The sequence below is a fragment of the Methylobacterium sp. 88A genome (assembly GCF_000376345.1).
In the GTDB taxonomy this organism is placed as follows: Bacteria; Pseudomonadota; Alphaproteobacteria; order Rhizobiales; family Beijerinckiaceae; genus Methylobacterium; species Methylobacterium bullatum.
Genome location: NZ_AQVT01000001.1, coordinates 262,328 through 288,663 on the forward strand (window position 1 = coordinate 262,328; position 26,336 = coordinate 288,663).

26 protein-coding genes are annotated in these 26,336 nt (G+C 67.9%); 18 read left to right on the forward strand and 8 right to left on the reverse strand.

The genetic code is table 11. From position 1 onward, the window contains the following. Positions 1 to 21: 21 nt before the first annotated feature. Positions 22 to 2,265: a TonB-dependent siderophore receptor gene (locus tag A3OM_RS0101200; protein WP_081612723.1), complete on the reverse strand. Its 2,244-nt coding sequence runs from the start codon at positions 2,263 to 2,265 to the stop codon at positions 22 to 24. 556 nt (positions 2,266 to 2,821) lie between these two features. On the opposite strand from A3OM_RS0101200, the gene oxlT reads away from it, so the two are divergent. Together oxlT and A3OM_RS0101210 are read left to right on the forward strand one after the other, a co-directional pair. Next, complete coding sequence (oxlT, locus tag A3OM_RS0101205; RefSeq protein ID WP_018041908.1) at positions 2,822 to 4,141, forward strand: oxalate/formate MFS antiporter; 1,320 nt, start codon at positions 2,822 to 2,824, stop codon at positions 4,139 to 4,141. A gap of 89 nt (positions 4,142 to 4,230) precedes the next feature. Beyond that, positions 4,231 to 4,416, forward strand: coding sequence for a hypothetical protein (locus A3OM_RS0101210; protein ID WP_018041909.1), 186 nt, complete (start codon positions 4,231 to 4,233; stop codon positions 4,414 to 4,416). Between the two features lie 77 nt (positions 4,417 to 4,493). Here the strand turns inward: A3OM_RS0101210 and A3OM_RS0101215 are convergent, their stop codons facing one another. The 7 genes from A3OM_RS0101215 to A3OM_RS0101245 all read right to left on the reverse strand — a co-directional run bounded on the left by A3OM_RS0101215 (position 4,494) and on the right by A3OM_RS0101245 (position 11,309). Continuing rightward, positions 4,494 to 6,167, reverse strand: coding sequence for a methyl-accepting chemotaxis protein (locus A3OM_RS0101215; RefSeq protein ID WP_043764286.1), 1,674 nt, complete (start codon positions 6,165 to 6,167; stop codon positions 4,494 to 4,496). Positions 6,168 to 6,456: 289 nt separating this feature from the next. After that, positions 6,457 to 7,281 carry a 3-methyl-2-oxobutanoate hydroxymethyltransferase gene (gene panB, locus A3OM_RS0101220; protein WP_018041911.1) on the reverse strand — a complete coding sequence of 275 codons (825 nt, stop codon included), beginning with the start codon at positions 7,279 to 7,281 and terminating at the stop codon, positions 6,457 to 6,459. Between the two features lie 341 nt (positions 7,282 to 7,622). After that, positions 7,623 to 8,342 (reverse strand): cytochrome c biogenesis protein CcdA, encoded by a 720-nt coding sequence (locus A3OM_RS0101225; RefSeq protein ID WP_018041912.1) that lies wholly within the window; start codon positions 8,340 to 8,342, stop codon positions 7,623 to 7,625. A 50-nt stretch (positions 8,343 to 8,392) separates the two neighbouring features. Further along, positions 8,393 to 8,776 carry a thioredoxin family protein gene (locus A3OM_RS0101230; protein ID WP_018041913.1) on the reverse strand — a complete coding sequence of 128 codons (384 nt, stop codon included), beginning with the start codon at positions 8,774 to 8,776 and terminating at the stop codon, positions 8,393 to 8,395. A 105-nt stretch (positions 8,777 to 8,881) separates the two neighbouring features. Beyond that, a complete protein-coding gene (locus tag A3OM_RS0101235; RefSeq protein WP_018041914.1) occupies positions 8,882 to 9,487 on the reverse strand; it encodes a rhodanese-like domain-containing protein in 606 nt (201 codons plus the stop codon). An 8-nt stretch (positions 9,488 to 9,495) separates the two neighbouring features. Continuing rightward, entirely contained in the window at positions 9,496 to 10,266 is a 771-nt protein-coding gene (locus A3OM_RS0101240; RefSeq protein ID WP_245257823.1) for a quinoprotein dehydrogenase-associated SoxYZ-like carrier, read from the reverse strand. A gap of 110 nt (positions 10,267 to 10,376) precedes the next feature. After that, the gene (locus A3OM_RS0101245; protein ID WP_026175604.1) at positions 10,377 to 11,309 is read right to left on the reverse strand and encodes a quinoprotein relay system zinc metallohydrolase 2; all 933 of its coding nucleotides are present in this window, start codon (positions 11,307 to 11,309) and stop codon (positions 10,377 to 10,379) included. A gap of 205 nt (positions 11,310 to 11,514) precedes the next feature. Here A3OM_RS0101245 and A3OM_RS0101250 point away from each other — a divergent pair, with 205 nt between their 5' ends. The 16 genes from A3OM_RS0101250 to lpxC all read left to right on the forward strand — a co-directional run bounded on the left by A3OM_RS0101250 (position 11,515) and on the right by lpxC (position 26,254). Next, positions 11,515 to 12,129 carry a TetR/AcrR family transcriptional regulator gene (locus tag A3OM_RS0101250; protein ID WP_018041917.1) on the forward strand — a complete coding sequence of 205 codons (615 nt, stop codon included), beginning with the start codon at positions 11,515 to 11,517 and terminating at the stop codon, positions 12,127 to 12,129. A 51-nt stretch (positions 12,130 to 12,180) separates the two neighbouring features. Then, positions 12,181 to 13,167 (forward strand): GTP-binding protein, encoded by a 987-nt coding sequence (locus A3OM_RS0101255; protein WP_018041918.1) that lies wholly within the window; start codon positions 12,181 to 12,183, stop codon positions 13,165 to 13,167. Positions 13,168 to 13,242: 75 nt separating this feature from the next. Next, positions 13,243 to 13,479, forward strand: a complete 237-nt coding sequence (locus tag A3OM_RS0101260) for a hypothetical protein (protein WP_018041919.1) — start codon at positions 13,243 to 13,245, stop codon at positions 13,477 to 13,479. Positions 13,480 to 13,568: 89 nt separating this feature from the next. Further along, positions 13,569 to 13,796, forward strand: a complete 228-nt coding sequence (locus tag A3OM_RS0101265; RefSeq protein ID WP_018041920.1) for a hypothetical protein — start codon at positions 13,569 to 13,571, stop codon at positions 13,794 to 13,796. A 186-nt stretch (positions 13,797 to 13,982) separates the two neighbouring features. After that, entirely contained in the window at positions 13,983 to 15,149 is a 1,167-nt protein-coding gene (locus A3OM_RS0101270; RefSeq protein WP_018041921.1) for a putative peptidoglycan glycosyltransferase FtsW, read from the forward strand. After that, positions 15,146 to 16,255 carry an undecaprenyldiphospho-muramoylpentapeptide beta-N-acetylglucosaminyltransferase gene (murG, locus tag A3OM_RS0101275; RefSeq protein ID WP_018041922.1) on the forward strand — a complete coding sequence of 370 codons (1,110 nt, stop codon included), beginning with the start codon at positions 15,146 to 15,148 and terminating at the stop codon, positions 16,253 to 16,255. Before A3OM_RS0101270 ends, murG begins: the two co-directional genes overlap by 4 nt. A gap of 55 nt (positions 16,256 to 16,310) precedes the next feature. Beyond that, complete coding sequence (gene murC, locus A3OM_RS0101280; RefSeq protein WP_018041923.1) at positions 16,311 to 17,717, forward strand: UDP-N-acetylmuramate--L-alanine ligase; 1,407 nt, start codon at positions 16,311 to 16,313, stop codon at positions 17,715 to 17,717. Between the two features lie 82 nt (positions 17,718 to 17,799). Continuing rightward, positions 17,800 to 18,264 carry a DUF559 domain-containing protein gene (locus A3OM_RS0101285; RefSeq protein WP_244478957.1) on the forward strand — a complete coding sequence of 155 codons (465 nt, stop codon included), beginning with the start codon at positions 17,800 to 17,802 and terminating at the stop codon, positions 18,262 to 18,264. Further along, a complete protein-coding gene (gene murB, locus A3OM_RS0101290; protein ID WP_018041925.1) occupies positions 18,261 to 19,190 on the forward strand; it encodes a UDP-N-acetylmuramate dehydrogenase in 930 nt (309 codons plus the stop codon). Before A3OM_RS0101285 ends, murB begins: the two co-directional genes overlap by 4 nt. 35 nt (positions 19,191 to 19,225) lie before the next feature. Beyond that, positions 19,226 to 19,459 carry an AbrB/MazE/SpoVT family DNA-binding domain-containing protein gene (locus A3OM_RS0101295; RefSeq protein WP_018041926.1) on the forward strand — a complete coding sequence of 78 codons (234 nt, stop codon included), beginning with the start codon at positions 19,226 to 19,228 and terminating at the stop codon, positions 19,457 to 19,459. Then, the gene (locus A3OM_RS0101300; RefSeq protein WP_018041927.1) at positions 19,446 to 19,802 is read left to right on the forward strand and encodes a type II toxin-antitoxin system PemK/MazF family toxin; all 357 of its coding nucleotides are present in this window, start codon (positions 19,446 to 19,448) and stop codon (positions 19,800 to 19,802) included. Before A3OM_RS0101295 ends, A3OM_RS0101300 begins: the two co-directional genes overlap by 14 nt. 47 nt (positions 19,803 to 19,849) lie before the next feature. Next, complete coding sequence (locus tag A3OM_RS0101305) at positions 19,850 to 20,773, forward strand: D-alanine--D-alanine ligase (RefSeq protein ID WP_018041928.1); 924 nt, start codon at positions 19,850 to 19,852, stop codon at positions 20,771 to 20,773. Further along, on the forward strand, positions 20,740 to 21,714 hold the full coding sequence (locus A3OM_RS0101310; RefSeq protein ID WP_026175605.1) for a cell division protein FtsQ/DivIB: 975 nt from the start codon (positions 20,740 to 20,742) through the stop codon (positions 21,712 to 21,714). Before A3OM_RS0101305 ends, A3OM_RS0101310 begins: the two co-directional genes overlap by 34 nt. Before the next feature lie 72 nt (positions 21,715 to 21,786). Continuing rightward, complete coding sequence (gene ftsA, locus A3OM_RS0101315) at positions 21,787 to 23,109, forward strand: cell division protein FtsA (protein WP_026175606.1); 1,323 nt, start codon at positions 21,787 to 21,789, stop codon at positions 23,107 to 23,109. A 102-nt stretch (positions 23,110 to 23,211) separates the two neighbouring features. Next, complete coding sequence (gene ftsZ, locus A3OM_RS0101320; protein ID WP_018041931.1) at positions 23,212 to 24,990, forward strand: cell division protein FtsZ; 1,779 nt, start codon at positions 23,212 to 23,214, stop codon at positions 24,988 to 24,990. A gap of 316 nt (positions 24,991 to 25,306) precedes the next feature. Then, positions 25,307 to 26,254 carry a UDP-3-O-acyl-N-acetylglucosamine deacetylase gene (gene lpxC / locus A3OM_RS0101325; protein ID WP_018041932.1) on the forward strand — a complete coding sequence of 316 codons (948 nt, stop codon included), beginning with the start codon at positions 25,307 to 25,309 and terminating at the stop codon, positions 26,252 to 26,254. Positions 26,255 to 26,336 lie beyond the last annotated feature (82 nt).

Sequence of the window (26,336 nt, forward strand, 5' to 3'; positions counted from 1 at the left end):
GGGCGGGCGCGAAGCCATGGTCTACCAGCGATACCGGAGCGTCGCGAGCACGGTGCGCGGCGCGCCGTACCAGCACCAGGCCTGGAAGGCGCAGGATTGCACGTAGGTCTCGTCGAGGAGGTTCTGGGCGTTGACCTGCAACTGCACGCCCTTCAGGTTCGGCGACAGGTAGCTGAAGTCATAAGATGCCACGGCGTCGACGACGAGGTTCGCCGGCACCTTGATGCTGTTGGCGGCGTCACCCTGCGAGCCCCCGAGATAGCGGAAGCCGCCACCGAAGCCGAGGCCGGCGAACATGCCCGTGCGGACCTGATAGTTGCCGAAGAGGGAGACCGTGGTGTCCGGCACCTGGATCGGGCGCAGGCCGATCACTTCGGGGCTTCCTCCGGAATTGATGGCGTCGATCAGGGAAAATCCGCCGATGACGGTCAGGTTCTCGGTGACGTTGGCCCGCGCTTCGAACTCGACGCCCTGAATGCTCACCTCGCCGGTCTGGACCGAAAAGTTCAGTCTGTTGGGGTCTGGAGTAAGCGAGTTCTGGCGCTTGATGTCGAAGGCGGCGGCCGTGAGCAGGATGTCGGTTCCCGGCGGCTGATACTTGACGCCGACCTCGAACTGCCGGCTCGTGACCGGGTCGGGCAGACGGCCGAACGTCGGGTCACCGTTGTAGATCTGCCCGGAGACGAGGGGCTCGAAGGCCTCCGAATAGCTCACGTAAGGAGCGACGCCGCTATCGAAGAGGTAGAGCAGGCTCGCCCGACCGGTGAAGGCTTCGCTTGGCGCGTTCTGCTCGCTCACCAACTTGCCGGCCATATCTCTCGTCGGCCCGGTCTGGCTTGCCCAGTCGTACCGTCCGCCCAGCGTCAAGGTCAGGCGATCGACCTTGATCTGGTCCTGGAAGTAGATGCCGGTCTGCTGCGCGGTGATATCGGAATAGCCCGAGAAAGCCGGAAAGGGGATGTTGGGCAGCCCGTAGACCGGGTTGAGCAAGTCGAGGCTCTGGGGAACGGGCGGGAACGGGGTGCTGAACGTCTTGGTGTAGAGCGTCTGGTGATCGAGCCCGACGAGGACGGTATGGGCGACCGGGCCGGTGTCGAAATTGGCCACGAGGTTGTTGTCGTTGGTGAAAGCGTCGATGGCCACGTTGGTGCCGCCGGCGGCCCGTCCGAGGAAGCGACCGCCCCAGGCGAGGTTGTTCGTGGTGGCGTCGTAGAGGCTGCGGTAATCGCCGAGGGTGCGCAGGAAGCGACCCGACGAATGGACGCGGATCCCATCGTCGAAACGATGATCGAAGATATAGGTCGCCGAGGCCTGGGTGCGGTCGGAGCGCTCGATGTTCGGGTCGCCGTCATAGAAGTTGCGCGGCAGGCGGCCGAGCGGTCCGTTGGCGACGCCGAAATTCGACGGGAACAGCGTCCCCTTGGCGGGCAGGGCGCCGTAATAGCCGGAATAAGGGTCGCGCTGGTACAGGCCGATGACCGTCAGCGAAGTGTCGGCGGACGGACGCCACGTCACGCTTGGGTTGATGAAGCTGCGCTCGATGGAGGTGGTCTTGGCCGGGCCATCGGCGTTCCAGCCCGCCGCGATGATGCGGTAGGCGAACTGGTCCGCGAGGACGCTGTGGCCCTCGATCGGGCCGCCGACATCGACGCCGCCGCGCACGGTGTTGTAATCGCCGCCCTGGATGAAGATTTCGCCGTGGCGGACGAAGGACGGCACCTTGCTGACGAGGTTGACGATGCCGCCCGGACCCGACTGCCCGTAGAGGACCGAGGCCGGCCCCTTGATGATGTCCACGCGCTCCAGCCGGAACGGATCGACGGACGGGCCGGCGTCACGGTTGCCGGGTAGGCGCATGCCGTCGAGGAAGAGGGGGGCCTGGAAGCCGCGGATCAGGAACTGTTCGAGGCGGGTCGAGCCGGAGCCGCCGCGTTGCTCGGTGGTCACGCTCGGCGTGTAACGCAGGGCCTGATTGACGGTGAGCGCGTTCTGATCCTCGATCTGCTTGCGGGAAATGACAGAAATCGACTGGGCGGTTTCGAGAATAGGGGTGTCCGTCTTGGTTCCGACGACGCTTCGCGTGGCTGTATAGCCTCTCACCGGGCCGACGGGGCCGCCGGCATCCGCGCCCGATGCACTCGGACGTCCACCGGCGCCATCGACCGACAAAGTATCGAGGGTCACCGCGTGGTCCGCGCCCTGCGCCGAGACCTGCGCCATGACGGGTTTCGACAGAACCGCCAGGACGGCCACGCTCGACAGCATGGCAAGGAGGACACGACCGCGAACGGACGAGACCGCGGCTTGGCCGCGATGATTGAGCGAGAGTTGATGCAAGGCGGAACCCAATTTGCCAGGACTTGATGAGTTCAGAGGCGTTACAAAGAACGACTGATCTCTAATTCGTGTTCTGCATTCTTCTGGCGAAGAAGGTAATATGCACGCAAGTGCTATCTTCTGGAATTAGTATGGATCTAAAGTACGATTTTATACTTTCAGTGGTACTGAGTCGTCTGCCCCGGTGAAGTGATTTTCGACCCTGATCGAGGCTCTGCGCTCTGCTTCGGCTGGCTTGTGGGACCAACCGCGGATTGCGTGTCCGGACGGCCGTCCCCGATTCGGTGATGAAGCGGGATCGCCGTTTCGATGTGGATCGTGACCGTCGTGCAACATTCCCGTATCGCTGCCCTGGTGTCGCCCTCCACGTACGAGCGAGCCTGAATTTTAATCCTTGGTATATTGTATGCCTTGAATTTTGATGCATGATGGCCGGAGCGACGCCACGCATCACCAAGCAAGAATGGATTCAGGGATGGCACCAATGGATACCGCGACGGAACGTCAGGACCCGCCGTCGGCCAAATGGCGGCAACTCGCCTTCGGCGTCCTCTGCATGGCGATGATCGCCAACCTGCAATATGGCTGGACCCTCTTCGTCGATCCCATCGACGCCAAGTTCCATTGGGGCCGGGCGGCGATCCAGTTCGCCTTCACGATCTTCGTCGCCACCGAGACTTGGCTGGTGCCGGTGGAGGCCTGGTTCGTCGACCGCTACGGCCCGCGCATCGTGGTGTGTTTCGGCGGCGTGATGATCGCGCTCGCCTGGCTCATCAACTCCCAGGCCTCGTCCCTGTGGATGCTCTACGGCGCGGCGGTGGTGGGCGGCATCGGGGCCGGGTCAGTCTACGGTACCTGCGTCGGCAACGCCCTGAAATGGTTTCCGCATCGGCGCGGCCTCGCGGCCGGCGCCACGGCGGCCGGCTTCGGTGCCGGCGCCGCGGTGACGGTGGTGCCGATCGCCAAGATGATCGCCAGCAGCGGCTACCAGGACGCCTTCCTGTATTTCGGCCTCGGCCAGGGCGCCATCGTGGTCCTGCTGTCGTTCCTGCTGCGCAAGCCCTCCGTCGCGGTGCCGATGCAGCGCAAGAGCCTGCGCCTGCCCCAGACCAAGGTCGACCGCACGCCGCGCGAGGTGGTGCGCACCCCCGTCTTCTGGGTGATGTACGCGATCTTCGTGATGGTGGCCTCGGGCGGCCTGATGGCGGCGGCGCAGATCGCGCCCATCGCCCATGACTTCAAGGTCGCCGACGTGCCCGTCAGCCTGTTCGGCCTGCAGATGGCGGCTCTCACCTTCGCCATCTCGCTCGACCGGATCTTCGACGGGTTCGGGCGTCCGTTCTTCGGTTTCGTCTCGGATACGATCGGGCGCGAGAACACGATGTTCATCGCCTTCGCGACGGCCGCCGCCGCGATCGTCCTGCTCCTCGGCTACGGCACCAACCCGCTGGTCTTCGTCTTCTCCACGGCGATCTATTTCGGCGTCTTCGGCGAGATCTACTCGCTGTTCCCGGCCACCTGCGGCGACACGTTCGGCTCCACCTTCGCCACCACCAATGCCGGCCTGCTCTACACCGCCAAGGGAACGGCCTCGTTCCTCGTGCCGGTGGCGAGCGTCATTTCGGCAACCTACGGCTGGTCGGCGGTGTTCTCGATCATCATCGGGCTGAACGTGGCGGCGGCGGCCCTGGCGATGTTCGTGCTCCGTCCGATGCGGGCGCGCTACCTCGCGCAAGGCCCGGCGGCCGCTTCGGACACGATGGAGGAATCCGGCCCCGCCCACCTCGCACGGACATCCGTCTGATCCGTCCGGATCGCGTCACCGGTCCGGCCTCAGCAGACCCGGCCCCCGGGGAGGGGCCGGGACTATCCCCCGACCCTTCGAGGACCGTCATGCACCTTCCCGCCATCCTGGCGCTCCAGACCGTTCCCTTCGCCGGCCTGATACTGGCCGGCAAAGAGGACAGGGACCTGTTCACGGTCGTCTATATCGCGGTCCTCGGGCTCATCCTGGCCCTCGACATCCTGCTCGGCGGCACTTCTGAGATTGCCGCGGGCTTCGGAGGCGGGGTCCGATAGGGACACCCGCGCCCGGTCTCACTCCGGAACGCCGCTCCGAGTAGATGGGCGACGGTCCGCGTTCCATTCCTGTCGGGTCAGGCGGCGCGGATGGTCGAGAGGAAGCGCGAGACCTCCGCGCCGAGATGCTCGGACTGGCGCGACAGTTCGGAGGCGGCGGACAATACCTGTCCGGCCGCCATCCCGGTCTCCTCCGAGGCCTGCGCCACACCGGCGATGTTGCCGGTCACCTCGTTGGTGCCCGCCGAGGCCTGGGCGACGTTGCGGACGATCTCCTGCGTCGCCGCCCCCTGCTGCTCCACCGCGGCGGCGATCGAGGCCGCCATGTCGTCGATCTCGCGGATCCGCCCGGTGATGCCGCCGATCGCCATCACGGCCTGAGCGGTGACGCCCTGCACCTCGCCGATCTGGCGGCCGATTTCCTCGGTCGCCTTGGCGGTCTGGGCGGCGAGGGCCTTCACCTCGCTCGCCACCACCGCGAAGCCCCGCCCCGCCACGCCGGCGCGCGCCGCCTCGATCGTGGCATTGAGCGCCAGCAGGTTGGTCTGGCTGGCGATGGTCGAGATCATGCCCACCATGTCGCCGATCCGGGCCGACGTGGTTTGCAGGGCCTGGACCAGATGCACGGTCTGGTCGGCCTCGCCCACGGCCGATTGAGCGAGCATGGCCGAGCCGGACACCTGGCGACCGATCTCCTGCACCGACGAGCCCAATTCCTCGGCCGCCGCCGCGACCGTGTTGACGTTGGTGGCGGCCTCCTCGGCGGCCGCCGCGACGGTGGAGGACTGGGCCGCCGTCTCGTTGGCGCTGGCGGTCATCTGCTGGGCAGTGGCCTGGAGTTCGGTGGCCGATGAGGACACGGTCCCGACGATACCGCCGACGGCACGCTCGAAGCCGTCCGCCAGCTCGATCATCGTGCGCTTGCGCTCGGCCGCCGCAGCCTCGTCCGCCCGGCGCTTGATCTCAAATTCCTCGGCGGCCTTGCGGGCGACCATGGCCTTGATGCCCTCGACGGCCTTGCCGACGGCGCCGATCTCGTCACCACGGGCGGCTTCCCTGATCTCCGCATCGATCTCACCCCGGGCCATGCGCTGAAGAACGCTGACGAGGTTGCCGAGCGGGCGGATGACATGCGCGATGATCGTATAGACACCGTACGCAATGGTCACGGCGGCCAGACCGAGCGCGGCCAGCAAGGTGAGCCGCGTCCAACCGGACGTCGCCTCGGAGCGCTGGTATTCCGCCTCCGCCTCATGCACCTGCAGCGTGGCCAGTTTCGTCAGTATCGGGTTGGTGGCCTGCAGGCCTTTCAGCAAGTCCACATGCGTCGTCTCGAATTCCGAACCGCCCCCGGCAGCGATGCGCTTGAGGATCTCGGCCATGATGACGGCGTTCCCGTCGATCCGCCCCTGCAGATCCTTGGCGAGGATCTCCTCTTCCGGTGTGAGGTAGGTCGCCAGATAGGCCGACCATTGCGTGGTGATGTTCGAGAGGTCTCGCTCGATCTTCTCCCTGGCCTGGGCCGGGTCGATCTGCCGGCCGCGCAACGCGCGCGAGATGTTGGTCAGGTCGTCATAGGAATCCCGGATGACGATGAATTGCCGGAGGGGGATGACACGATCGTCGAAGGTGGTTTTGAGGCTTTGGTGACTCCAATGCAAAGCAAGGTTAGCGATGCCCGACGTCGCGAGGAGAACTAGCCCGATACAAGCTAGAAGTGCTACAAGCCTCAGCTTGATCGTCATCTTCATTGTGAATGCTTTCAAATTATGCAGATTGGGTGTCGCGGATCCACAAATTGGTCCACAGCATCATTCAAGACGCTCAAACTCTATGCAAATTGCTTATAATCTTCTAAAAACGCTCGTTCAGGCGATGAACAATAAGTGTTCTGCGTCAATTTGGCGTCATGGGAAAACGGGCGGCGGCACAGCCTGACGCCGTCTGCCCGTGAGCCTTCGACAACGGGTTCGGCGCGACATCGGCCCCGCTCGCAGGCGTCCGGCAACGAGCGAGCCCGAGGCGGTGTGCCGATCTCGCTCAGTTGGGCTGGTAGGTGTGCTCGTCCGCCGGGAAGCGGCCGGCGCGGACCTCTTCGGCATAGGCCTCCACGGCGCCCTCGATCTGCCCGCGCAGGGAGCCGAAGCGCTTGACGAATTTCGGCACCCTGTCGCTCAGGCCCAGCATGTCTTCGAGGACGAGGATCTGGCCGTCGCAGGCGGTGGAGGCGCCGATGCCGATGGTCACCGTGGTGATGGAGGGGGTCGTGGCGATGGCGCGAGCCACCGGCTCGACGATGCCCTCGAGCACGATGGCGAAGGCGCCCGCGTCGCTGATCGCCTGGGCGTCCTGCATCAGCTTGCGCTCGCCGTCCTCGCCGCGTCCCTGCACGCGGAACCCGCCCATCGTGTTCACGGATTGGGGGGTGAGGCCGATATGGCCCATCACCGGGATGCCCCGCTCCACCAGGAAGCTGACCGTCTCGGCGAAACGGGCGCCGCCCTCCATCTTGATCGCGCCGGCGCCGGTCTCCTTCAGCACGCGGGCGGCGCTCATGAAGGCCTGCTGCGGGCTCGCCTCGTAGGAGCCGAACGGCATGTCCACCACGATGAGAGCCCTGGAGGTGCCGCGGATCACGGCCTGGGCCTGGACGATCATCATCTCCAGGGTCACCGGCAGGGTCGTCTCCATCCCGTGCATGACCATGCCAAGGGAATCGCCCACCAGGATGAAGTCGCAATGGGGATCGAGGATGCTGGCGGTGTGAGCGTGGTAGGCCGTCAGCGCGATGATCTTGGCGCCTTCGGCCTTGCGCTTGGCGAGGTCGACAGCGCGGATGCGGCGTGACTGAACGACTTGCGACATCGATCTCAACCCGGTTCGCCGGCGGCGCGAAGGCCGGGGGCATGTCGGGGATGTCTATACGCTCGGAATGCCGAAATCACGCGCCGAGATGACGGTCGCGGGCGAGTGTATGCAAAGAATTCGGAGAGGCTGACTGATCTTATGCTGACGACGTGGCGATGGCGTCGCCTGTCGTCGCAACCCTTGCCGGGCGTTTCCTCCCTAGACGTCGGGCCGTCTCCGGTGGCTTTATTCTGCCACAATCGGAGCCGTGTCAACGGGTGACTTTAGTCCATAAGCCCCTGATGGTGCTGAATTCGTCGGCACATCGCGGTCTTCCGCATCGGACTGCGTGGTATACCTCAGAAACGGGTGGTCAGGGCGGTCAGCCAGTCCGGCGAGGCCGTCACGAGGGCCGTCTCGAGACGCTTGTCGAGCCCCGTCAGAATCGCGAGCCCGGTGAGCACGAGGACGAGTCCGAGCGCGGCCTTGAGGCCCGTGCCGAACCGCATCATCCGCGCCCGCCACGCCATCAGCACCCGTCGCGACAGCAGGCCGAGGCCGAGCAGGGGCAGGGCCGCGCCGAGGCCGAAGACCAGCATGGTGAGGGCGACCTGCGCCAAGTCCTTTCCCTGCGCGGCGAGGAGGGACGCGGCGCCCAGGGTCGGCCCTACGCAGGGGCTCCACACCGCCCCTAGCAGAAGGCCGACGGTGAACTGGCCCGTGAGGCCGGTGGTCGCGATGCCTCCGAAGCGTCGCTCCAGCCGGTCGCTGAGAGGGCCGCCCGCGGCGGCGAGGCGGGTCTGGAACGCGGGCACGATGAGGACGATTCCGACGAGTACGAGCAGGAGCGCCGCCACCGGGCGGAGGACGTCGCCATCGATACCGAGGCTGAATCCCACCGTCGCCACGAACAGGCCGAGCGCCACGAAGGACAGGGCGAGCCCGCCCGCCAGGGCCGCCGGCCCGAAACGGTGCTCCGAAGCCGCCGCACCGAGGACGATGGGAAGCAGCGGCAGCACGCAGGGGGACAGGATGGTGAGCAGGCCGGCGAGGAAGGCGAGGCCGAGCGAGGCATTCATGGAAGGGACGTGTTCATGACAGGGATGCCCGCTGGATTCCCGGCGCCGCTCTAAAGGGCCTTCTCCACCAGCGCCTCGATCCATTCGGCCTGCGTCTCGCCCACGGAGCGGCCGACCTCCTCGCGTCCCTTGAAGACGATGAGCGTGCTCTGCATGCGGGCATCGAACCGGCGCATGAGCGCCTTCTGCGTGTCGAAGTCGATCTCGTAGACCGCCAGATCCTTGAAGCGCGGCTGTTCGGAGAGAGCCTTCAGGAGTGGCCGCTGCGCCTTGCAGATCGGGCACCACGGGGCGGTCACCTCCACGATGACCGGCCGGCCGGCGCCTTGAGCGGCGGCGAAGGCCGCCTCGTCGAACGGTTCGGCCGCCGAGGCACCGTAGGGGGCGGCGGCGAGGAGAGCCGTCGTGAGGAGGAGGGCGCGACGGCTGATCATCGGGACTGTCTCGACAGTGAGGTGTGCGCGGCGTGAGGAACCGGCCTCGCTACCGAGGCCGGTTCCTCACGCCCGTCTTTATCGCTGCGCCTCGCCGGCGGGCGTCTACCTTTGTGCCTCGCCGGCGGGCTTGGCGGCCCAGGCGGCATCGACCTTCAGGATCGTGGTGTCGTGCCTGTCCTGCCAGCCCTCGACCCCGTCGGCGAACCAGTAGACGCGGGTATAGCCGTTCTGGATGAGGCGCTTGCCGGCATTCCAGCTCCCCCAGCATTCGGGATGGCAGAAGGTCACCACCGGTTTCGTCTTGTCGCCGCCGGTGAGGTCGGCGACGCGGGCGAGGAACTGCGCCTCGCGCTCCGGAGCCATGGGCGCCGCGCCGGCGCCGGGCATCCAGACGCTGCCGGGAATCGAGCGGTGGGCGGGCAGCCACGGCCGGTCGGTGGGGAAGCCCACCGGCTTCTGGTCGGCCATGGCCACGTCGATCATCACCGGTTTCTCGGCGGCGACCAGCCTGTCCAGGGCGTCGATATCGACCACCGTCGCCCCCGTCAGGGTCTTGGGGGTGTAGGCCTTCGGCGGCCCGGTCCAGAACCCATCGGGCTCCGGCACGTTCACGGGCGAATCGGCGGGGCTCGCCGCCCAGGCCGGTGCTCCCGACAGAGCGGCGAGGGCGATGGCTGCGATTCCGATCGACTGAATCATGCGCGGCATCCTCATCGTCAGTTGCTCGGGGTCGGCGTGTTGAAGCTGTGTTCCCAGCGGCTCTGCTGGTTGTCCGTGGCCACCACCTTGATCGGGCCCTTGGCGTCGGGCGCGAGGGCGAAATTGATCACCGGGTTCGACGCGATGGAGATGTCGCCGTTCATGGAGAAGACGAGCTTGCCGTTCGAGGAGACGTCGAGCGTGTTGATGTAGCGGGCCGGCGTGTAATCGCGGGTGATCTGGTTCATCTGCATCCCGCTGAAATTCGGGTGCCGGACCATCAGCGTCGCCTCAGTCGGCTTGCCCTGGCCGCCGTCGGCGAACTTCATCTTCATGTCGCCGGCCCCCTTCAGGGCCTCCTCGTCGCTCATCCCCATGGGGGCGGAGCAGCCGCCCGAGGCTTTGACGAACTTCACGGCCTCGTAGAGCTTGCCGTCCTTGGTCTCGGCCACGGCATGGACGTTGGTGTAGTTGTTGATCCGCACCCGGAGCTTGACCTCGCTCGGGTCGGCGGCGGGGCCGAAGGTGATGTGGGCGGCATAGGGCGAGGGATTGTCGTCGATGATGAGATGAACGGCGGCGATCCTGTCCTTCTCCGGCATCATCAGGGTGATCGGCACCAGGGAGGCGTCGAGGGCGCGCGGCGGGGCGTCGACCTTGATGAGCGCGTCGGTCGGCTCGATCGTGCGGTCGCCGAAGATGGATTTGGCGATGTCCCGCCAGCGCTCCAGCCGCTCCGTATCGGTGTCGCTGGCGCCGGCGGCGAGGGCGGAGCCGCCCATCAGCATGGCGGCGGACAGGCACAGGGCGGCGGTGAAGGACCGCTTGGTCGCGGAGATCGGTGTCGGCGCGTGGGTGGTCATGGCGTCTCTCCTCGTCGTGATGATGTGGCGTTGGCTCATTCCCACTCAAGCTCCTTGTAGGCCTGAGTGACGTTGCGGCCGTGATAGGTGTCGAACAGGACCCATTTCTCGCGCTCCGACCGGCCGATACTGTCGATCGCCTTGTCGATGGGTTGATCGGCGGCGATGGCCTTGCGGGTCTCGTCGCGGAGCATTGTGAGGTAGCGCGTCAGGTCGGCGAAGGCGGGCGCGGCATCGACCAGGGTCGGGCCATGGCCGGGCACGGCCTTCGTCGCCCCCAGTCCGGTCAGTGTCTCGACCTCCTTCAGCCAGCCCAGCAGGCTGCCGTCGAGGGACGGAATCCTCGTGACGAACAGGAGATCGGCCGGGAACAGGATGCCCGTCCGGGCATCGACCATGGAGAGGTCGCAATTGGTATGGGCGGTGCCGTGCGCCGTGAAGCGCAGGCTCCGTCCGCCGAGGTCGATCTCGGCCGTGTCGGCCACCTCCATCGTCGGGTAGACCACCGATCCGGCCCTGTCGGCCCCGAGGATCTCCACGAGGCGCGTCCTGTAGAAGTCGCCCCGCGAATCGAGGGCCGACCGCAGGGCGTGGTGGCCGATGAAGACCGGCTTGTCCTGCGCGAAGGCCTGCGCGCCGAAGCAATGGTCGGGATGGACATGGGTCAGCACCACGTGGCTCACCGGCTTCGACGTGCGTTTCCCGATCTCGGCGCGCAGCCATTCCCCATCGGCGAGGCTGCCGCCGGATTCGGTCACGAGCACGGAGTTTTCGCCGACGACGAAGCCGATATTGGCGATGGCGTCGCCGTTCTCAGGCGTCGCCTCGGCATCGAGGCCGCGCCGCATGAAGATGCCCGGCCCGACTTCCTCCATGGTGAAGGAGTCCGCCGCCCGGCCGATTCTCGGCACACAGCACAGGCACAGCCCGCCGAACAGAGCGGCACGGCGCGTGGCCAGGCTCCGCAGAGGCTGCGAAATCATGGCATATCCTGCGGCGATCGCCCGGCGAAGCGACCTTTCATGAATTATCCTCCCGTTTTTATGGCTACCATCTAGTAGGTAGATTTTTGCCGCCGTCAACGGCATAAGTGCTGACGCGCGGAGTGCACGCATCACGCCTTCGTGCCCCTCTCCCCGGTTCCGCGAAGCCCCCGACCATGATCGACCGACCATGAGAGACACCAGAGCGGAGCTGCTGGCCCAGGCCGAGATCCTGGTACGGGGCCGGGGCTATTCCGGTTTCAGCTACGGCGACCTCGCCGAGGCGGTGAGCATCCGCAAGGCGAGCATCCATCACCATTTCCGCACGAAGACCGACCTCGCCCTCGCTCTGGTGGAGGCCTACGACGCCCGCTACGACGCGGCGCTCGCCGCCATCGTCGCGGCCCAGCCGGACGCGATCGCGCGGATCGAGGCCTATGGCCGGCACTATCTCACCGGGGTCGAGGATGGGCTCGGCTGTCTCTGCGCCGTGCTCGCCATCGAGAGGGACACGCTGCCGGACGCCCTGCGCGCCGAGCTCGCCCGGTTCTTCGACAAGCACATCGCCTGGCTGGAGCGGGTTCTGGCCGAGGGCTGCGCCGACGGGAGCCTGCGCCCCGGTCTCGATCCGGCCGCCACGGCCCGGATGGTGGTGGCGACCCTGGAGGGCGCGCTCATGCTGGAGCGGCTGCTGGCCGGATCGGCCGGCTTCCGCCTCACCCTGGCGGCCTTGTGCGAGAGTCTCAGGCCCCCTCGGATCGGGGGACCGAACGCTCTTTCATCGGAGCGGGGTGATACAATATAACAGCCACCATACAGCTGACGCGGCCCCCCCCGCGAACCCGAAGAGCCTCGCATGTCCGACAGCCCGACCACCGCCTCGCAAAAAATCCCCGTGACCGTGCTCACGGGCTATCTCGGAGCCGGCAAGACCACGCTGCTCAACCGCATCCTCACCGAGAACCACGGCAAGCGCTACGCCGTCATCGTCAACGAGTTCGGCGAGATCGGCATCGACAACGACCTCGTCATCGGCGCCGACGAGGAAGTGTTCGAGATGAACAACGGCTGCGTCTGCTGCACCGTGCGCGGCGACCTCATCCGCATCATGGACGGCCTCGTGAAACGGCGCGGCAAGTTCGACGCGATCATCGTGGAGACCACCGGCCTCGCCGATCCGGCGCCCGTGGCCCAGACCTTCTTCATCGACGAGGATGTCGGCGCCGCCGCCCGCCTCGACGCGGTGGTGACGGTGGCCGACGCCAAGTGGCTCGCCGACCGGCTCAAGGACGCGCCCGAGGCCAAGAACCAGATCGCCTTCGCGGACGTGATCCTGCTCAACAAGGCCGACCTCGTGGAGCCCGCCGACCTCGACCGCGTCGAGGGCCTGATCCGCTCCATCAACCCCTATGCCAAGGTCCACCGCACCAGCCGCTGCGACGTCGCCCTCGATCAGGTGCTGGACCGCAACGCCTTCGACCTCTCACGCATCCTCGATATCGAGCCGGACTTCCTCGAAGAAGGCCACCACCATCACCATGACGACGAGATGCAGTCGGTCTCGGCCAGGATCGACGGCCCGGTGGACCCCGAGAAGTTCATGCCCTGGATCTCGACCCTGACCCAGGTCCAGGGGCCGGACATCCTGCGTAGCAAGGGCATCGTCGCCTTCCCGAACGAGCCCCAGCGCTTCGTCTTCCAGGGCGTCCACCAGATCCTCGACGGCGACCTCCAGGGGCCGTGGAAGGACGGCGAGGCCCGCGTCTCCCGCGTCGTCTTCATCGGCCGCAAGCTCGACCCTGAGGCGATCCGCGAAGGGTTCTACGACTGCAAGGCGGCCTGACGGGCCTCGTCCGGAATCGAACCGATCGGGGGCGGGCGCATTGTCCGCCCGTCTCCTTTTCGCCCGGATGTCCCGATGACCTTGCGCTTCGCCTTCGCCTCCCTCCTCGCGCTGACGGTGGCGGTTCCCTTGGGAAGCGTGGCGCTCTCCACACCGGGGGCGGCGAAATATTCCATGGATCGCGAGAAGCGCTTCGGCGGGATGTGCAAGCCGCCGCTGAAATTCGCGGCCGGGGCCTGCGTCAAGCGGTGCCCCGCCGGCTATCGCGACACCGGCCGGGGCTATTGCCGCTTCAAGAACATGAACCGCTGAGATCCCGCAATCGTATCGCCAAAGCGGCCTCGACCGAATCGGCGAGGTCGCGGCGGGGTGCGCGGATATTCCCTCGACCGGAAACCGCCATGACCCCGCGTCTCGCCCTTCGCGCCGCCCTGTTGCTCGCCGCTTCTCTCACCCTCGGCGGAGAGGCGATGGCCGGTCCGGCGCAGGATTACGGGTTCCGGCCGCGGAGCGTCCGCACCGCCTGCCGCCCGCCGCTGAAATTCGCGGCCGGCGCCTGCGTCCGCCGTTGTCCCGCCGGCTTCCGCGACAACGGCTCGACCTGCGGGTTCAAGTCGATGCGGCGGTGAGCGCGGCGAACCTTCGCGTCCCGCCTAGCCCCACGTTCGGCGACACATGGCTGTCGCTCAGTCGAGCGTCGTGAAAGACTTGGTTTACCATTCCGGCACAGGATCGAATCCGAGCCGGCTTGACGCTGCCGGCGGCTGTCGGCTGCTCGTTCCGGGCGCCGTAAGGCTCACGGAGAGCGACGCCCCATGATGTCCCGCGCGGAACGCACGCCCCTGACCGACTGGTGGTGGACCGTCGATCGCGGCCTGCTGGCCGGCCTCACCGCCCTGATGGTGGCCGGCCTCGTCTTCCTCATGGGCGGCGGACCGCCGGTGGCCGAGAAGATCGGCCTGCCGACCTTCCACTTCCTCAACCGCCAAGCGATGTACCTCGCCCCGACGATCCTCATCATCGTCGCGGTGTCGTTCCTGTCCCTCCGCCACATCCGGCGCGTGGCCCTGGCCACGTGGATCGTCGGCGTCACCCTCTGCATCCTCGCCGGCAAGTTCGGGCCTGAGATCAAGGGCGCGCATCGCTGGATCCAGTTCGGCCCCTTCGGCCTGCAGCCCTCGGAATTCGTGAAGCCCGCCTTCGTGGTCGTCGCCGCCTGGGCCTTCTCCGAGGGTGCGCAGCGCCGCGACATGCCCGGCGGCCTGCTGGCGATCCTGCTCCTGCCCGTCACCATCGTGCCGCTGATCCTGCAGCCGGATTTCGGCCAGACCATGCTGATCACCATCGTCTGGTGCTCACTGTTCTTCGTGGCGGGCCTGCACTGGTTCTGGGTCGCGGGCCTCGGCGTCGCCGGCCTCGTCGGCGTCGGCGTCGCCTACCAGTTCCTGCACCACGTGCGCGAGCGCATCACCCGCTTCCTCGACAAGGATTCCGGCGACAGCTTCCAGGAATACTGGGCGCGCGAATCCTTCAATTCCGGCGGCTGGTTCGGCACCGGCCCGGGGGAGGGCGTGGCCAAGCGCCACCTGCCCGACGCCCATACCGACTTCATCTTCTCGGTGACCGGCGAGGAATTCGGCGTCCTCGTCTGCCTCGGCCTCGTCTGCCTCTTCGCCTATATCGTCATGCGCGGGCTGAAGCTGGCGCGACGCACCGACGACACCTTCTCGCGCCTGGCCATCACCGGGCTGACCACCCTGTTCGGCCTGCAGGCCTGCATCAACATGGCGGTGAACGTGCGGCTGATGCCGGCCAAGGGCATGACCCTCCCCTTCGTCTCCTATGGCGGCTCCTCGCTGATCTCCCTGGCGCTGGGCATGGGCTTCCTCGTGGCGCTCACCCGCAAGCGGCCGCGCATGTCGACCCTGAGCCAGAAGCCCCCGGGCACCGCGCCCGCCACGGTCGCCGGAGTGATGCGGTGACCGTGCGGACAGCCACCATCCTGCTCTGTGCCGGCGGCACGGGCGGCCACCTCTTCCCGGCCGAGAGCCTCGCCCATGCCCTGCGGGCGCGGGGTGTGCGCGTGGTGCTCGCCACCGATGCCCGCGTCGATTCCATCGCGAGTGAGTTTCCGGCTTCCGAGATCGTCACCATCGCCTCGGCGACGCCGTCCGGCCGCTCCATCGTCAAGCGGGCGGGGGCGCTCCTCACCCTCGGGCGCGGCTTCGGCGTGGCGGCGCGCGAGATCCGGCGCATCGACCCGGCCGCCATCGTGGGTTTCGGCGGCTATCCCACGGTGCCGCCGGTTCTCGCCGGGCAGATCCTGCGCGTGCCGACCATCCTGCACGAGCAGAACGCCGTGATGGGGCGCGCCAACGCCTTCCTGGCGCGCGGTGCGCGCGCCATCGCCACCGGTTTCAGGCAAGTGCGCGGCATCCCCCCGAAGGCCACCGCCCCGCGCACCCATACCGGCAATCCCCTGCGCCCCGCCGTGCTGACGGCGGCCGAGACCCCCTATCCGCCCTTGGGCGAGGCCGACGGCCTGCATCTCCTCGTCTTCGGCGGCAGCCAGGGGGCGGCGGTGATGGGGCAGGTGGTGCCCAAAGCCATCGCCCAGCTGCCCGCCGACCTCCGCGCCCGGCTGACGCTGGTGCAGCAGGTGCGGGCGGAAGACCTCACCGAGGTCCAGAACCTCTACCTGTCTCTCGGCCTCGCCGGTCTCGAGACGGCGCCGTTCTTCAAGGACCTGCCCGCCCGCATGGCCCGCAGCCATCTGGTCATCGGACGCTCCGGCGCCTCCACCGTGTCGGAACTCGCCGCCATGGGCCGGCCGTCGATCCTGGTGCCGTTGCCCGGCGCCCTCGACCAGGACCAGGCCGCCAATGCCGCGACCCTCGCCGGCATCGGCGCCGCGCTCGCCATCCAGCAGAGCGCCTTCACCCCCGACCGCCTCACGGCCGAGCTTCTCGATCTCTTCACCCATCCGGCAAAATTGACCGAAGCGGCCGCAGCCGCCAAAAGCGCGGGCATCCACGATGCCGCCGAGCGGTTGGCCGATGTCGTCCTCGAGACGGCGGCCCGCACCTGATTCCGAGCCGGGGCGCCCTCACGCGCTCCGCGACACGACGAGACTGGTTCACACCATGAAGCTGCCCGACAAGCTCGGCCCCATCCATTTCATCGGCATCGGCGGCATCGGCATGTCCGGCATCGCCGAGGTCATGTCGAACCTCGGCTATACCGTCCAGGGGTCGGACGCCAACGACAACGCCAACGTCCGGCGCCTGGCCGAGAAGGGCATGAAGACCTTCATCGGGCACGCCGCGCAGAACGTGGAGGAGGCCGCCCTCGTGGTGGTCTCCACTGCGATCCGGCGCGACAATCCCGAGCTCATCGCCGCCCGCGAGCGCCGCCTGCCGGTGGTGCGCCGGGCCGAGATGCTGGCCGAGCTGATGCGCTTCAAATCCTGCGTCGCCATCGCCGGCACGCATGGCAAGACCACCACGACGTCGCTGGTGGCGACGCTGCTCGACGCCGGCAACATGGACCCCACCGTCATCAACGGCGGCATCATCAACGCCTACGGCACCAATGCCCGCATGGGCGAGGGCGAGTGGATGGTGGTGGAGGCCGACGAATCCGACGGCACCTTCCTGAAGCTGCCCGCCGATGTCGCCATCGTCACCAATATCGACCCCGAGCATCTCGACCATTTCGGCTCGTTCGAGGCGGTGAAGGACGCGTTCCGGCGCTTCATCGACAACATCCCCTTCTATGGCTTCGCCGTCATGTGCATCGACCATCCGGTGGTGCAGGATCTCGTCGGCCATATCGAGGATCGCCGCATCATCACCTACGGCGAGAACCCGCAGGCCGATGTCCGCCTCATCGACGTGGACCTGCGCGGCGGCCAGAGCCGCTTCCGCGTCATGATCCGCGACCGCCGCCCCGGCTTCCGCATGGAGATGGAGGATCTGGTCCTTCCCATGCCGGGCAAGCACAATGCCCTGAACGCCACCGCGGCCCTCGCCGTCGCACACGAGCTCGGCGTCGAGCCGGAGGCGATCCGCAAGGCGCTGGCCGGGTTCGGCGGCGTCAAGCGCCGCTTCACCAAGACCGGAGAATGGAACGGCGCGCTGATCTTCGACGATTACGGACACCATCCGGTGGAGATCAAGGCGGTGCTGAAAGCCGCCCGCGCCTCCACCGAGGGCAACGTCGTCGCCATCGTCCAGCCGCACCGCTACACCCGGCTCGCCTCGCTGTTCGACGATTTCTGCACCTGTTTCAACGATGCCGACACGGTCATCGTCGCCCCCGTCTACGCGGCGGGCGAAGCGCCGATCGAGGGCATGGACCGCGACGGCCTCGTCTCGGGCCTGAAGTCGCGCGGCCACCGAGACGCCATCGCGCTGCAGCGCTCCGAAGATCTCGCCGGTCTCGTGGCGACCCGCGCCAAGCCCGGCGATTACGTCGTGTGCCTCGGCGCCGGCAACATCACGCAATGGGCCTACGCCCTGCCGGGCGAATTGGCGGCGTTGCAGGGGTGAGCTTGGGATGCGTTCGGCAGACGAGGAGCGCACCGGCTTCAGGCGGCGGCTCCGACACAATCAAACCGACGTCGAGGGGAGATTGTGGACCCGTCTGCGCAACCGGCGCCTAGGTGGCTTCAAGTTCGTCCGCCAGGAGGGGTTCGGCCCGTATGTCGCCGATTTCTGTTGCCGCGAGGCCAAGGTGATCATCGAGCTCGACGGGAGCCAGCATGCCGAAAGCACCTATGATGCAGTCAGGGATGCGTATCTCACGAGCCTCGGCTACCGCGTCCTTCGGTTTTGGAATTCCGACATCAACGACAACATCGTCGGTGTCCTAGACACTATCATCGCCGCGCTTCCCCCCTCTCCCCGCACGCGGGGAGAGGACGTCGGCCCCCTCGTCGGGGCCGGCGTGAGCCCGGAGGGCGAGGGTGAGGGGGCGATTCCGGATGAGCCTCCCCAGGAATCGCCCCCTCACCCTCGGCTGCCGCCTCGCTGTGCCGACGACGAGGTCGGCACAGCCCTCTCCCCGCGTGCGGGGAGAGGAGGAGAATCCCCATGACCGCCTTTCCCGACATCACCCCTGAGATCCGCGCCGCCGCTCCCGCCCTGCGCGGGCGGCTGCTGGCCAACCCGTCGCTGTCCGACCTCACCTGGTTCCGCGTCGGCGGGCCGGCGCAGGTGCTGTTCACGCCGGCCGACGAGGAGGATCTGGCCCATCTCCTCAGCGCCCTCGACCCCGCGCTTCCGGTGACCGTGATCGGCCTCGGCTCGAACCTGATCGTCCGCGACGGCGGCATTCCCGGAATCACCATCCGGCTCGGCGGCAAGGCCTTCGGGTCCGTCGAGATCGACGGCGAGACCCTGCGGGCCGGGACCGCGGTGCCGGACATGCGCCTCGCCAAGGCCGCGGCCGAGGCGTCCCTCGACGGATTGGCCTTCTTCCGGGGCATTCCCGGCTCCATCGGCGGCGCGCTGCGCATGAATGCCGGCGCGCATGGCGGGGAGACGACCGACGTGCTGGTGGAGGCGCGCGGCATCGACCGCACGGGCAGGCTGCGGCGCTTCACCCATGCCGAGATGGGCTTCACCTACCGCCACAGCGAGGCGCCCGAGGACGTGATCTTCACGAGCGCGCTGTTCCGGGGCCGTCCCGGCAATCGCCAGGACATCGAATCGGAAATGGACCGCGTCACCGCCGCCCGCGAGGCGGCCCAGCCGATCCGCGAGCGCACCGGCGGCTCGACCTTCAAGAACCCTCCGGGTGGCAAGGCGTGGCAACTCGTCGATGCCGCCGGCTGCCGTGGACTGACGATGGGCGGCGCCCAGGTCTCGGAGATGCACTGCAACTTCCTGATCAACCGCGATGGCGCCACCGCCGCCGATATCGAGGGACTCGGCGAGGAAGTCCGCCGCCGGGTGCGCGAGACGTCGGGCGTCGAACTGCATTGGGAGATCAAGCGGATCGGTTTGAACGCAGGGGCGTAAGCCGGTAAGACGTAAGGCGAGAGCCGGAGGGATGCATGCTGGATCGTAGCGTTCGCGCCGCCTATTCGAAGATCTCGGTCAAGAGCCAGACGGTGCTGCCCGCGGAAGTCCGCGAGCGGCTGGCGGTTGGGCCGGGGGATCGTCTGCGCTACGTCCTGACCGAGGACGGCGTCCGCATCGAGAAGGCTCCTCCGGAGGGGGACGACCCGTTCGTGACCTTCACGGAATGGGCGGGCAGGGCGGACGACGAAGATTATGCCGACCTCTGATCCGGGCGGCTTCTCGCCCGGAGCGGTGATCGTCGTGCCCTTTCCCTATGCGGATCGCCTCGTCGAGAAGCGCCGGCCGGCCCTGGTCGTCTCCGGCGCGGATGTCGCGCGGGCCGGGTTCGTCTGGGTCGCGATGATCACCAGCGCCCGCAACGCCGCCATGCCCGGCGACCTCGCGATCGAGGATCTCGACGAGGCCGGTCTGGTCGCCGCATCGGTGGTGCGTCCGATCAAGATCGCCTGCATCGAGCCGTCCCGCATCCTTCGCCGGATCGGCTCCCTCCGGGCCGATTCGGCGGACATCGTGTTCACACGCATCCGCGCGCTGATCGGCGGCGCGTGACGCTCACCCGCACATTCGTTTCCCCGCCCGATTCTGGAGCTTCGCCCATGTCCAAGCACGTCGCCGTCCTCATGGGCGGATGGTCCTCCGAGCGTCAGGTCTCCCTGAACTCGGGCCGCGCCTGCGCGGACGCCCTCGAAGGGGAGGGGTTCCGCGTCACGCAGGTCGATGTCGGGCCGGACATCGCCACCGTGCTCACGGAGTTGCGCCCGGACGTGGCCCTCAACGCCCTGCACGGTCCGGCCGGCGAGGACGGCACGATCCAGGGGCTGCTTGAAATCCTGCGCATTCCCTACACCCATTCGGGCGTCCTGGCCTCGGCCCTGGCGATGCATAAGGAACGTGCCAAAACGATCATGAAGGCCGCCGGGGTGAGCGTTCCGGAGGGGCTGGTCGTTAACCGTCATGATGCCGCGAAGTCACACCCGTTAACTCCGCCCTACGTGATCAAACCCATCGCCGAAGGCTCCTCCATGGGCGTCATCATCGTCCGGGACGGGCGCTCCCATCCGCCCCAGATTCTCGCCTCGGACGAGTGGGTCTACGGGGAGCAAGTCCTTGCGGAGACTTACGTTGCGGGCCGCGAGCTCACCTGCGCGGTGATGGGGGACAAGGCCCTCGGGGTCATCGAGATCAAGCCCGCCTCGGGGGAGTGGTACGACTTCGATGCGAAGTACGCCGAGGGGGGGTCGATCCACGTCCTCCCGGCAGAAATTAAACCAAAAATTTACCAGCGTGTCCAAGAGTTGTCGTTAACGGCGCATCAAGCACTTGGATGCCGGGGCATCAGCCGTGCGGACCTTCGATACGACGACACACCGGGTGGAACCGGTGCCCTCGTCGTCCTGGAGGTCAACACGCAGCCCGGGATGACCAAGACGAGCCTTGTGCCGGAGATCGCAGCCTACGCTGGCTTGAGTTTCGGTGAGCTCGTCCGATGGATGGTGGAGGACGCTACTCTGGGTCGTTGAACGCCGCCGGTCAGGCTGGCGTCGACGGAACCCCCGCGCCCGGTCCGGGCTCGCTCGTCGCCGGTCTGGCGGCGCGCCTGCCGCGACTGGTGCGCCCCATGCTGCGCTCGCGCCGTTCGCGGCTCGGGCAGCCGATCGAGCGGCGCATCCCGCGGCACGCGGGCACGCTGACCCTCGCGGTCACCTTCGCCGTCCTGTCGGTGACCGGTTTCGTCGCCAGCGGCCGCTACGACCGCTTCGTGCTGGAGAACGGCCACGTCTCGGACGTCCTGGCCCGGCTGGCCGGTTTCGGCGTCGAGCGCGTCACCATTTCGGGCATCTCCCGTCTCTATGAGCGGGAAGTGCTGCAGGCGGCCGGCATCGACGGCCACTCGTCCGTGGTCTTCCTCGACGTCGCCGAAGCGCGCCAGCGCCTCCTCGACGTGCCGCTGATTTCCAGCGTCTCGGTGCGCAAGGTCTATCCGAACGAGATCGTCATCAACCAGGTCGAGCGCGAGCCCGCCGCCCTGTGGCAGCGCAATGGCGAGATCTCGGTCATCGCCGCCGACGGCACCGTCATCGACGAGATGCGCGACGACCGCTACGCCGCGCTCCCCCTGGTGGTGGGCGAAGAGGCCAACGAGCGCCTCAAGGACTACCTCGCCCTCATCGAGGCGGCGGGCGAGCTCGGCGAGCGGGTCAAGGCCGGCACCTACGTATCCGGCCGGCGCTGGACCCTGAAGCTCGACGGCGTCGACATCCGCCTGCCCGAGACCGGGGCCGCCGAGGCCCTGGCCCGCCTCGTCAAGCTCGAGCGCGACAGCCGCATCCTCGAGAAGGACATCATCGCCGTGGACCTGCGGCTGCCCGACCGGGTGGTGGTGCGGCTCACGGAGGAGGCGGCCGCCACGCGCGCCGAATCCCAGAAGAAGAAGCCGAAGGGCAAGGGGACCGAGACATGAGCCGTACGATCCGTCCGGCGCCTCTCGCGTCCCGCCAGCCCGCCCTTCCCGCCTCCTTCGCCCGGTAATCCGATGCACGCGCAACACGGCCTCACGCCGCGTATGAAACCGCTCTCCGCGCGCCGGAGCACCATCCTCTCGGTGCTCGACATCGGCACGAGCAAGGTAGTCTGCCTCATCGCCGAGCTGCAGCCGGCCGAGGCCCTCACCACCCTGCGCGGACGGACCCATTTCGCCCGCATCATCGGCATCGGGCATCAGCGCTCGCACGGCCTCAAGGGCGGTGCCATCGTCGATCTCGAGGCCGCCGAAGGGGCGATCCGCCAGGCGGTCCACGCCGCCGAGCGGATGGCCAAGGTCGAGGTCCAGTCGGTCATCGTCAACATCTCCGGCGGCCGCCTCGGCTCGCAGCATTTCGAGGCGCATGTCGGCGTCCGCAGCGGCACCGTCATGGGCGCCGACGTTGAGCGCGCCCTGGAGACGGCGAGCGCCCACGGCGTCAGCCCCGGCCGCACCGTGCTCCACGCCCTTCCCACCGGCTACGCCATCGACGGGCAGGGCGCGGTCATCGACCCCACCGGGATGATCGGCGAGTCCCTCGGCGTCGATCTCCACGTGGTCACGGCGGAGGCCGCCGCCGCCCGCAACCTGATGCTGGCGGTGGAACATTGCCATCTCGGCGTCGAGGCGGTGATCGCCACCCCCTATGCCGCCGGGCTCTCCGCCCTCGTCGACGACGAGGCCGAGATGGGCGTCTGCGTCGTCGACATGGGCGGCGGCACCACCAGCTTCGGCGTGTTCGAGGGCGGGCACCTCGTCCACGTGGACGCCCTGGCGGTGGGTGGCCACCACGTCACCATGGACATCGCCCGCGGCCTCTCCACCCGGGTGGTAGCGGCCGAGCGGCTCAAGACCCTGTACGGCTCGGCGATCTCCACCGCCTCCGACGAGCGCGACATGATCGCGGTCCACGGGGTCGGCGAGGACGAGGGCGACGCCCCCACCCACGTGCCGCGCTCGCAGCTCGTGCGGATCATCAAGCCGCGGGTGGAGGAGATCGTCGAACTCGTTCGCGATCGTCTCCGCAACGCGGGCTTCGCCGCCCAGGCCGGCCGCCGGGTGGTGCTGACGGGGGGCGCGAGCCAGCTCGTCGGTCTGCCCGAGGTCGCCCGCCGGGTGATGCAGGGCCAGGTGCGGATCGGCCGGCCGCTGGGCATCCGCGGCCTGCCGGAAGCCGCCAAGGGACCCGCCTTCTCCGCCGCGGTGGGCCTGCTGGTCTACCCGCAGGTGGCGCATGCGGAACATTTCGAGCCGCGGGGGCACAGCGCCCTCCTGGGCACCGGAACCGACGGCTACATCCCCCGCGTGTACCGTTGGTTGCGGGAGAGTTTCTAGAGACGAGGCCCGCCCCCGGAAGGGGGTGGGGCGACGACACAATCGGCGCCTTTGCGGAGGCGCTCATCGGCAACGCGAAAACGGCACGAAGGGCTCGACACCATGGCCATCTCTCTCCAGGCGCCTGACATCCGCGAACTCAAGCCCCGCATCACCGTCTTCGGTGTCGGCGGCGCCGGCGGCAACGCCGTCAACAACATGATCGAATCCGGCCTGCTGGGCTGCGAGTTCGTGGTCGCGAACACGGACGCCCAGGCGCTCACCTCCTCCAAGGCCGAGCGCGTGATCCAGATGGGCCTCGGCGTGACGCAGGGGCTCGGCGCCGGCTCGCACCCCGAGGTCGGCTCGGCCGCCGCCGACGAGGTCATCGACGAGATCCGTGACCAGCTCTCGGGCGCTCACATGTGCTTCATCACCGCCGGCATGGGCGGCGGCACCGGCACCGGTGCGGCCCCCGTCATCGCCCGCGCCGCCCGCGACATGGGCATCCTCACCGTCGGCGTCGTCACCAAGCCCTTCCAGTTCGAGGGCGTGCGCCGCATGCGCACCGCCGAGGCCGGCATCCAGGAGCTCCAGGCCGCCGTCGACACCCTCATCGTGATCCCGAACCAGAACCTGTTCCGGGTCGCCAACGAGAAGACCACCTTCGCCGACGCCTTCGCCATGGCCGACCAGGTGCTCTATTCGGGCGTCGCCTGCATCACCGACCTGATGGTCAAGGAAGGCCTCATCAACCTCGACTTCGCCGACGTCCGCGCGATCATGCGCGGCATGGGCAAGGCCATGATGGGCACCGGCGAGGCGTCGGGCGAGAAGCGCGCCAACCGCGCCGCCGAAGCCGCCATCGCCAACCCGCTCCTCGACGACGTGTCGATGAAGGGCGCGCGCGGCCTGCTGATCTCGATCACCGGCGGCAACGACCTCACCCTCTACGAGCTCGACGAAGCCGCCACCCGCATCCGCGAAGAGGTGGATTCGGACGCCAACATCATCCTCGGCGCCACCTTCGACGAGAGCCTCGACGGCATCATCCGCGTCTCCGTGGTGGCCACCGGCATCGAGCCGGCGCTGATCACCGCGCATTCGCAGAACAACCCCGAGATCGTCCAGACCGAGCAGCGGATCGCTGAAGTGGCCGAGCGCCTGCGTGCGGAAGCGAGGGCCAGGGCGGCACAGCCCGCCCCCACCTTTCGTGCCCCCGAGCAGCCGCTGACCGCTCCGGCCCCCATGTCCCAGGCCCCCATGTCCCAGGCCCCCGCGCCCCAGGCGCAGATCCAGCCGCAGGCCCCGCGCCCCGCGGCCTCCGAGCCGGTGGCCATGGCCCCCGAGCCCCTGCGCATGGACGCCCCCGCCGCCCCGATGGCTCGCGACGAGGTCGTCCTGACCCAGACGCAGCCGCGCACCGCCATGGCCTACGAGCCCGCTCCGGCTCCGGTCCAGGCTCCGGCCCCCGTGCAGCAGGCCGCCGGCCCGTTCGTGCCGCCGCGTCCGGCCGTGGCGGTGGCCCGCGCCCCGCGCATGCCGCAGATCCAGGACCTGCCGATGCCCGGCCAGGCCCAGCTCCGCGCCCAGCGCGGTGAGGAGCCGGCCGAGCCGGCCGGGGATTCCAAGCGGATGACCCTGCTGCGCCGCCTCGCCACCGTCGGCTTCGGCGGACGCCGCGAGGAGGCCGAGGCCGCCCCGCTGCCGCCCATGCGCGCTCCCGCCCCGCAGCCGGCCCCCCAGCCGGAATACGCCAAGCGGGCACCCGTGGCGGCTCCCCCGGCCTATCGTCCGGCCCAGGGCAACCTCGATGCACAGGGACGTGTGGCGCCCCAGCCCCGTCTGATGGATGACGACCAGCTCGAAATCCCGGCCTTCCTGCGTCGTCAGGCGAACTGAAACGCCACGCCGGACAGCCGCTGAGGTTTTTATGCAACAAGCCCGGGGTCTCAGGACCCCGGGCTTAACGTCGTTTTAAGTCCTTGTCCGGAAACGGTTATCCAGAACGTCTCCGGAAAGCGTGTCTGTAACAGAGCGTAAGAAAGCGTGATTTGGCTAACGCTTCGGCCGCCGCGTATACGATTTTTGGAACGAAAAAGGCGCGGCGGTTTCGCCGTCAGCGCTCGCAGGGGCTTCAAGCAGCGGACGGGTCAAAGAGGCGGCGCAATCCCGTAATCCAGGGAGAGCGAGCCTGATCACGGCCGAGGGCTAGGGAATGCGGACGAACCAACAGATCACTCTCAAGGGCCCGGCCACGCTGCGTGGCATCGGTGTCCATTCCGGGAAGCCGGTGGAGATCACTCTCCACCCCGCTGCGGCCAATCACGGTATCTGCTTCCTCCGTACCGGTATGCCCACGGGCCACGATCGGCTCATCAAGGCCCACCACGCCTGCGTCTCCGCCACCGAGTTGTGCACCGTCATCGGTGACGTGGAGAGCGGCGCGGTCGCCACCATCGAGCACCTGATGTCCGCCCTCTTCGGGCTCGGCATCGACAACGTCCTCGTCGAGATCGACGGGCCGGAAATGCCGATCCTGGACGGCAGCGCCCGCCTCTACGTCGAAGCCATCGACGCCGTCGGCATCGCCACCTGCGGGGCTCCCCGCCGCTGGATCAAGGTGCTCCGCACCGTCCGCATCGAGGTAGGACGTGCCTTCGCCGAGCTCCGCCCCATCGACCGGGGCTTCCGCCTCGACGTCGAGATCGATTTCGACAACCCGGTGATCGGCCGCAGCCGCAAGGCGATGGACCTGAACCCCGCCTCCTACCGCCGCGAGATCGCCGGCGCCCGCACCTTCGGCATGATGAAGGACGTGGAGCGCTACTGGAAAGCCGGCTTCGCTCTGGGCGCCTCCCTCGAGAACACCGTGGCCGTCGGCGACAACGCCGTCGTCAATCCCGAGGGCCTGCGCTACGCCGACGAGTTCGTGCGTCACAAGTATCTCGATGCCGTCGGCGACCTGGCCCTCGCCGGCCTGCCGATCCAGGGCGCCTACCGCTCCTATTGCGGCGGCCACCGGATGAATGTCGGCGTCCTCGACGCGCTGTTCGCCGACCGCGCCAACTACACGATCGTCGAAGCGCCCGGCGCCCGCCGCGAGACCACCCGGCCGGAATTCGGCGTCGGCCTCAGCCTCGCCGCCTTCGCCAGCGACCTGTAACCGACAAGCAACATCCTCGCTTCGAATGCGTCCGCCGCTCGGCCGCCGCTTTCACGCCCAAATCGGACGCCACTGGTAAATC

Excerpts from the sequence above, each read along its gene's own strand:
- A3OM_RS0101200 (WP_081612723.1), bottom strand. The coding sequence starts at position 2,265 with ATGCTGTCGAGCGTGGCCGTCCTGGCGGTTCTGTCGAAACCCGTCATG.
- oxlT (WP_018041908.1), top strand. The coding sequence starts at position 2,822 with ATGGATACCGCGACGGAACGTCAGGACCCGCCGTCGGCCAAATGGCGG.
- A3OM_RS0101210 (WP_018041909.1), top strand. The coding sequence starts at position 4,231 with ATGCACCTTCCCGCCATCCTGGCGCTCCAGACCGTTCCCTTCGCCGGC.
- A3OM_RS0101215 (WP_043764286.1), bottom strand. The coding sequence starts at position 6,167 with ATGAAGATGACGATCAAGCTGAGGCTTGTAGCACTTCTAGCTTGTATC.
- panB (WP_018041911.1), bottom strand. The coding sequence starts at position 7,281 with ATGTCGCAAGTCGTTCAGTCACGCCGCATCCGCGCTGTCGACCTCGCC.
- A3OM_RS0101225 (WP_018041912.1), bottom strand. The coding sequence starts at position 8,342 with ATGAATGCCTCGCTCGGCCTCGCCTTCCTCGCCGGCCTGCTCACCATC.
- A3OM_RS0101230 (WP_018041913.1), bottom strand. The coding sequence starts at position 8,776 with ATGATCAGCCGTCGCGCCCTCCTCCTCACGACGGCTCTCCTCGCCGCC.
- A3OM_RS0101235 (WP_018041914.1), bottom strand. The coding sequence starts at position 9,487 with ATGCCGCGCATGATTCAGTCGATCGGAATCGCAGCCATCGCCCTCGCC.
- A3OM_RS0101240 (WP_245257823.1), bottom strand. The coding sequence starts at position 10,266 with ATGCTGATGGGCGGCTCCGCCCTCGCCGCCGGCGCCAGCGACACCGAT.
- A3OM_RS0101250 (WP_018041917.1), top strand. The coding sequence starts at position 11,515 with ATGAGAGACACCAGAGCGGAGCTGCTGGCCCAGGCCGAGATCCTGGTA.
- A3OM_RS0101255 (WP_018041918.1), top strand. The coding sequence starts at position 12,181 with ATGTCCGACAGCCCGACCACCGCCTCGCAAAAAATCCCCGTGACCGTG.
- A3OM_RS0101260 (WP_018041919.1), top strand. The coding sequence starts at position 13,243 with ATGACCTTGCGCTTCGCCTTCGCCTCCCTCCTCGCGCTGACGGTGGCG.
- A3OM_RS0101265 (WP_018041920.1), top strand. The coding sequence starts at position 13,569 with ATGACCCCGCGTCTCGCCCTTCGCGCCGCCCTGTTGCTCGCCGCTTCT.
- A3OM_RS0101270 (WP_018041921.1), top strand. The coding sequence starts at position 13,983 with ATGATGTCCCGCGCGGAACGCACGCCCCTGACCGACTGGTGGTGGACC.
- murC (WP_018041923.1), top strand. The coding sequence starts at position 16,311 with ATGAAGCTGCCCGACAAGCTCGGCCCCATCCATTTCATCGGCATCGGC.
- murB (WP_018041925.1), top strand. The coding sequence starts at position 18,261 with ATGACCGCCTTTCCCGACATCACCCCTGAGATCCGCGCCGCCGCTCCC.
- A3OM_RS0101295 (WP_018041926.1), top strand. The coding sequence starts at position 19,226 with ATGCTGGATCGTAGCGTTCGCGCCGCCTATTCGAAGATCTCGGTCAAG.
- A3OM_RS0101300 (WP_018041927.1), top strand. The coding sequence starts at position 19,446 with ATGCCGACCTCTGATCCGGGCGGCTTCTCGCCCGGAGCGGTGATCGTC.
- A3OM_RS0101305 (WP_018041928.1), top strand. The coding sequence starts at position 19,850 with ATGTCCAAGCACGTCGCCGTCCTCATGGGCGGATGGTCCTCCGAGCGT.
- A3OM_RS0101310 (WP_026175605.1), top strand. The coding sequence starts at position 20,740 with ATGGATGGTGGAGGACGCTACTCTGGGTCGTTGAACGCCGCCGGTCAG.
- ftsA (WP_026175606.1), top strand. The coding sequence starts at position 21,787 with ATGCACGCGCAACACGGCCTCACGCCGCGTATGAAACCGCTCTCCGCG.
- ftsZ (WP_018041931.1), top strand. The coding sequence starts at position 23,212 with ATGGCCATCTCTCTCCAGGCGCCTGACATCCGCGAACTCAAGCCCCGC.
- lpxC (WP_018041932.1), top strand. The coding sequence starts at position 25,307 with ATGCGGACGAACCAACAGATCACTCTCAAGGGCCCGGCCACGCTGCGT.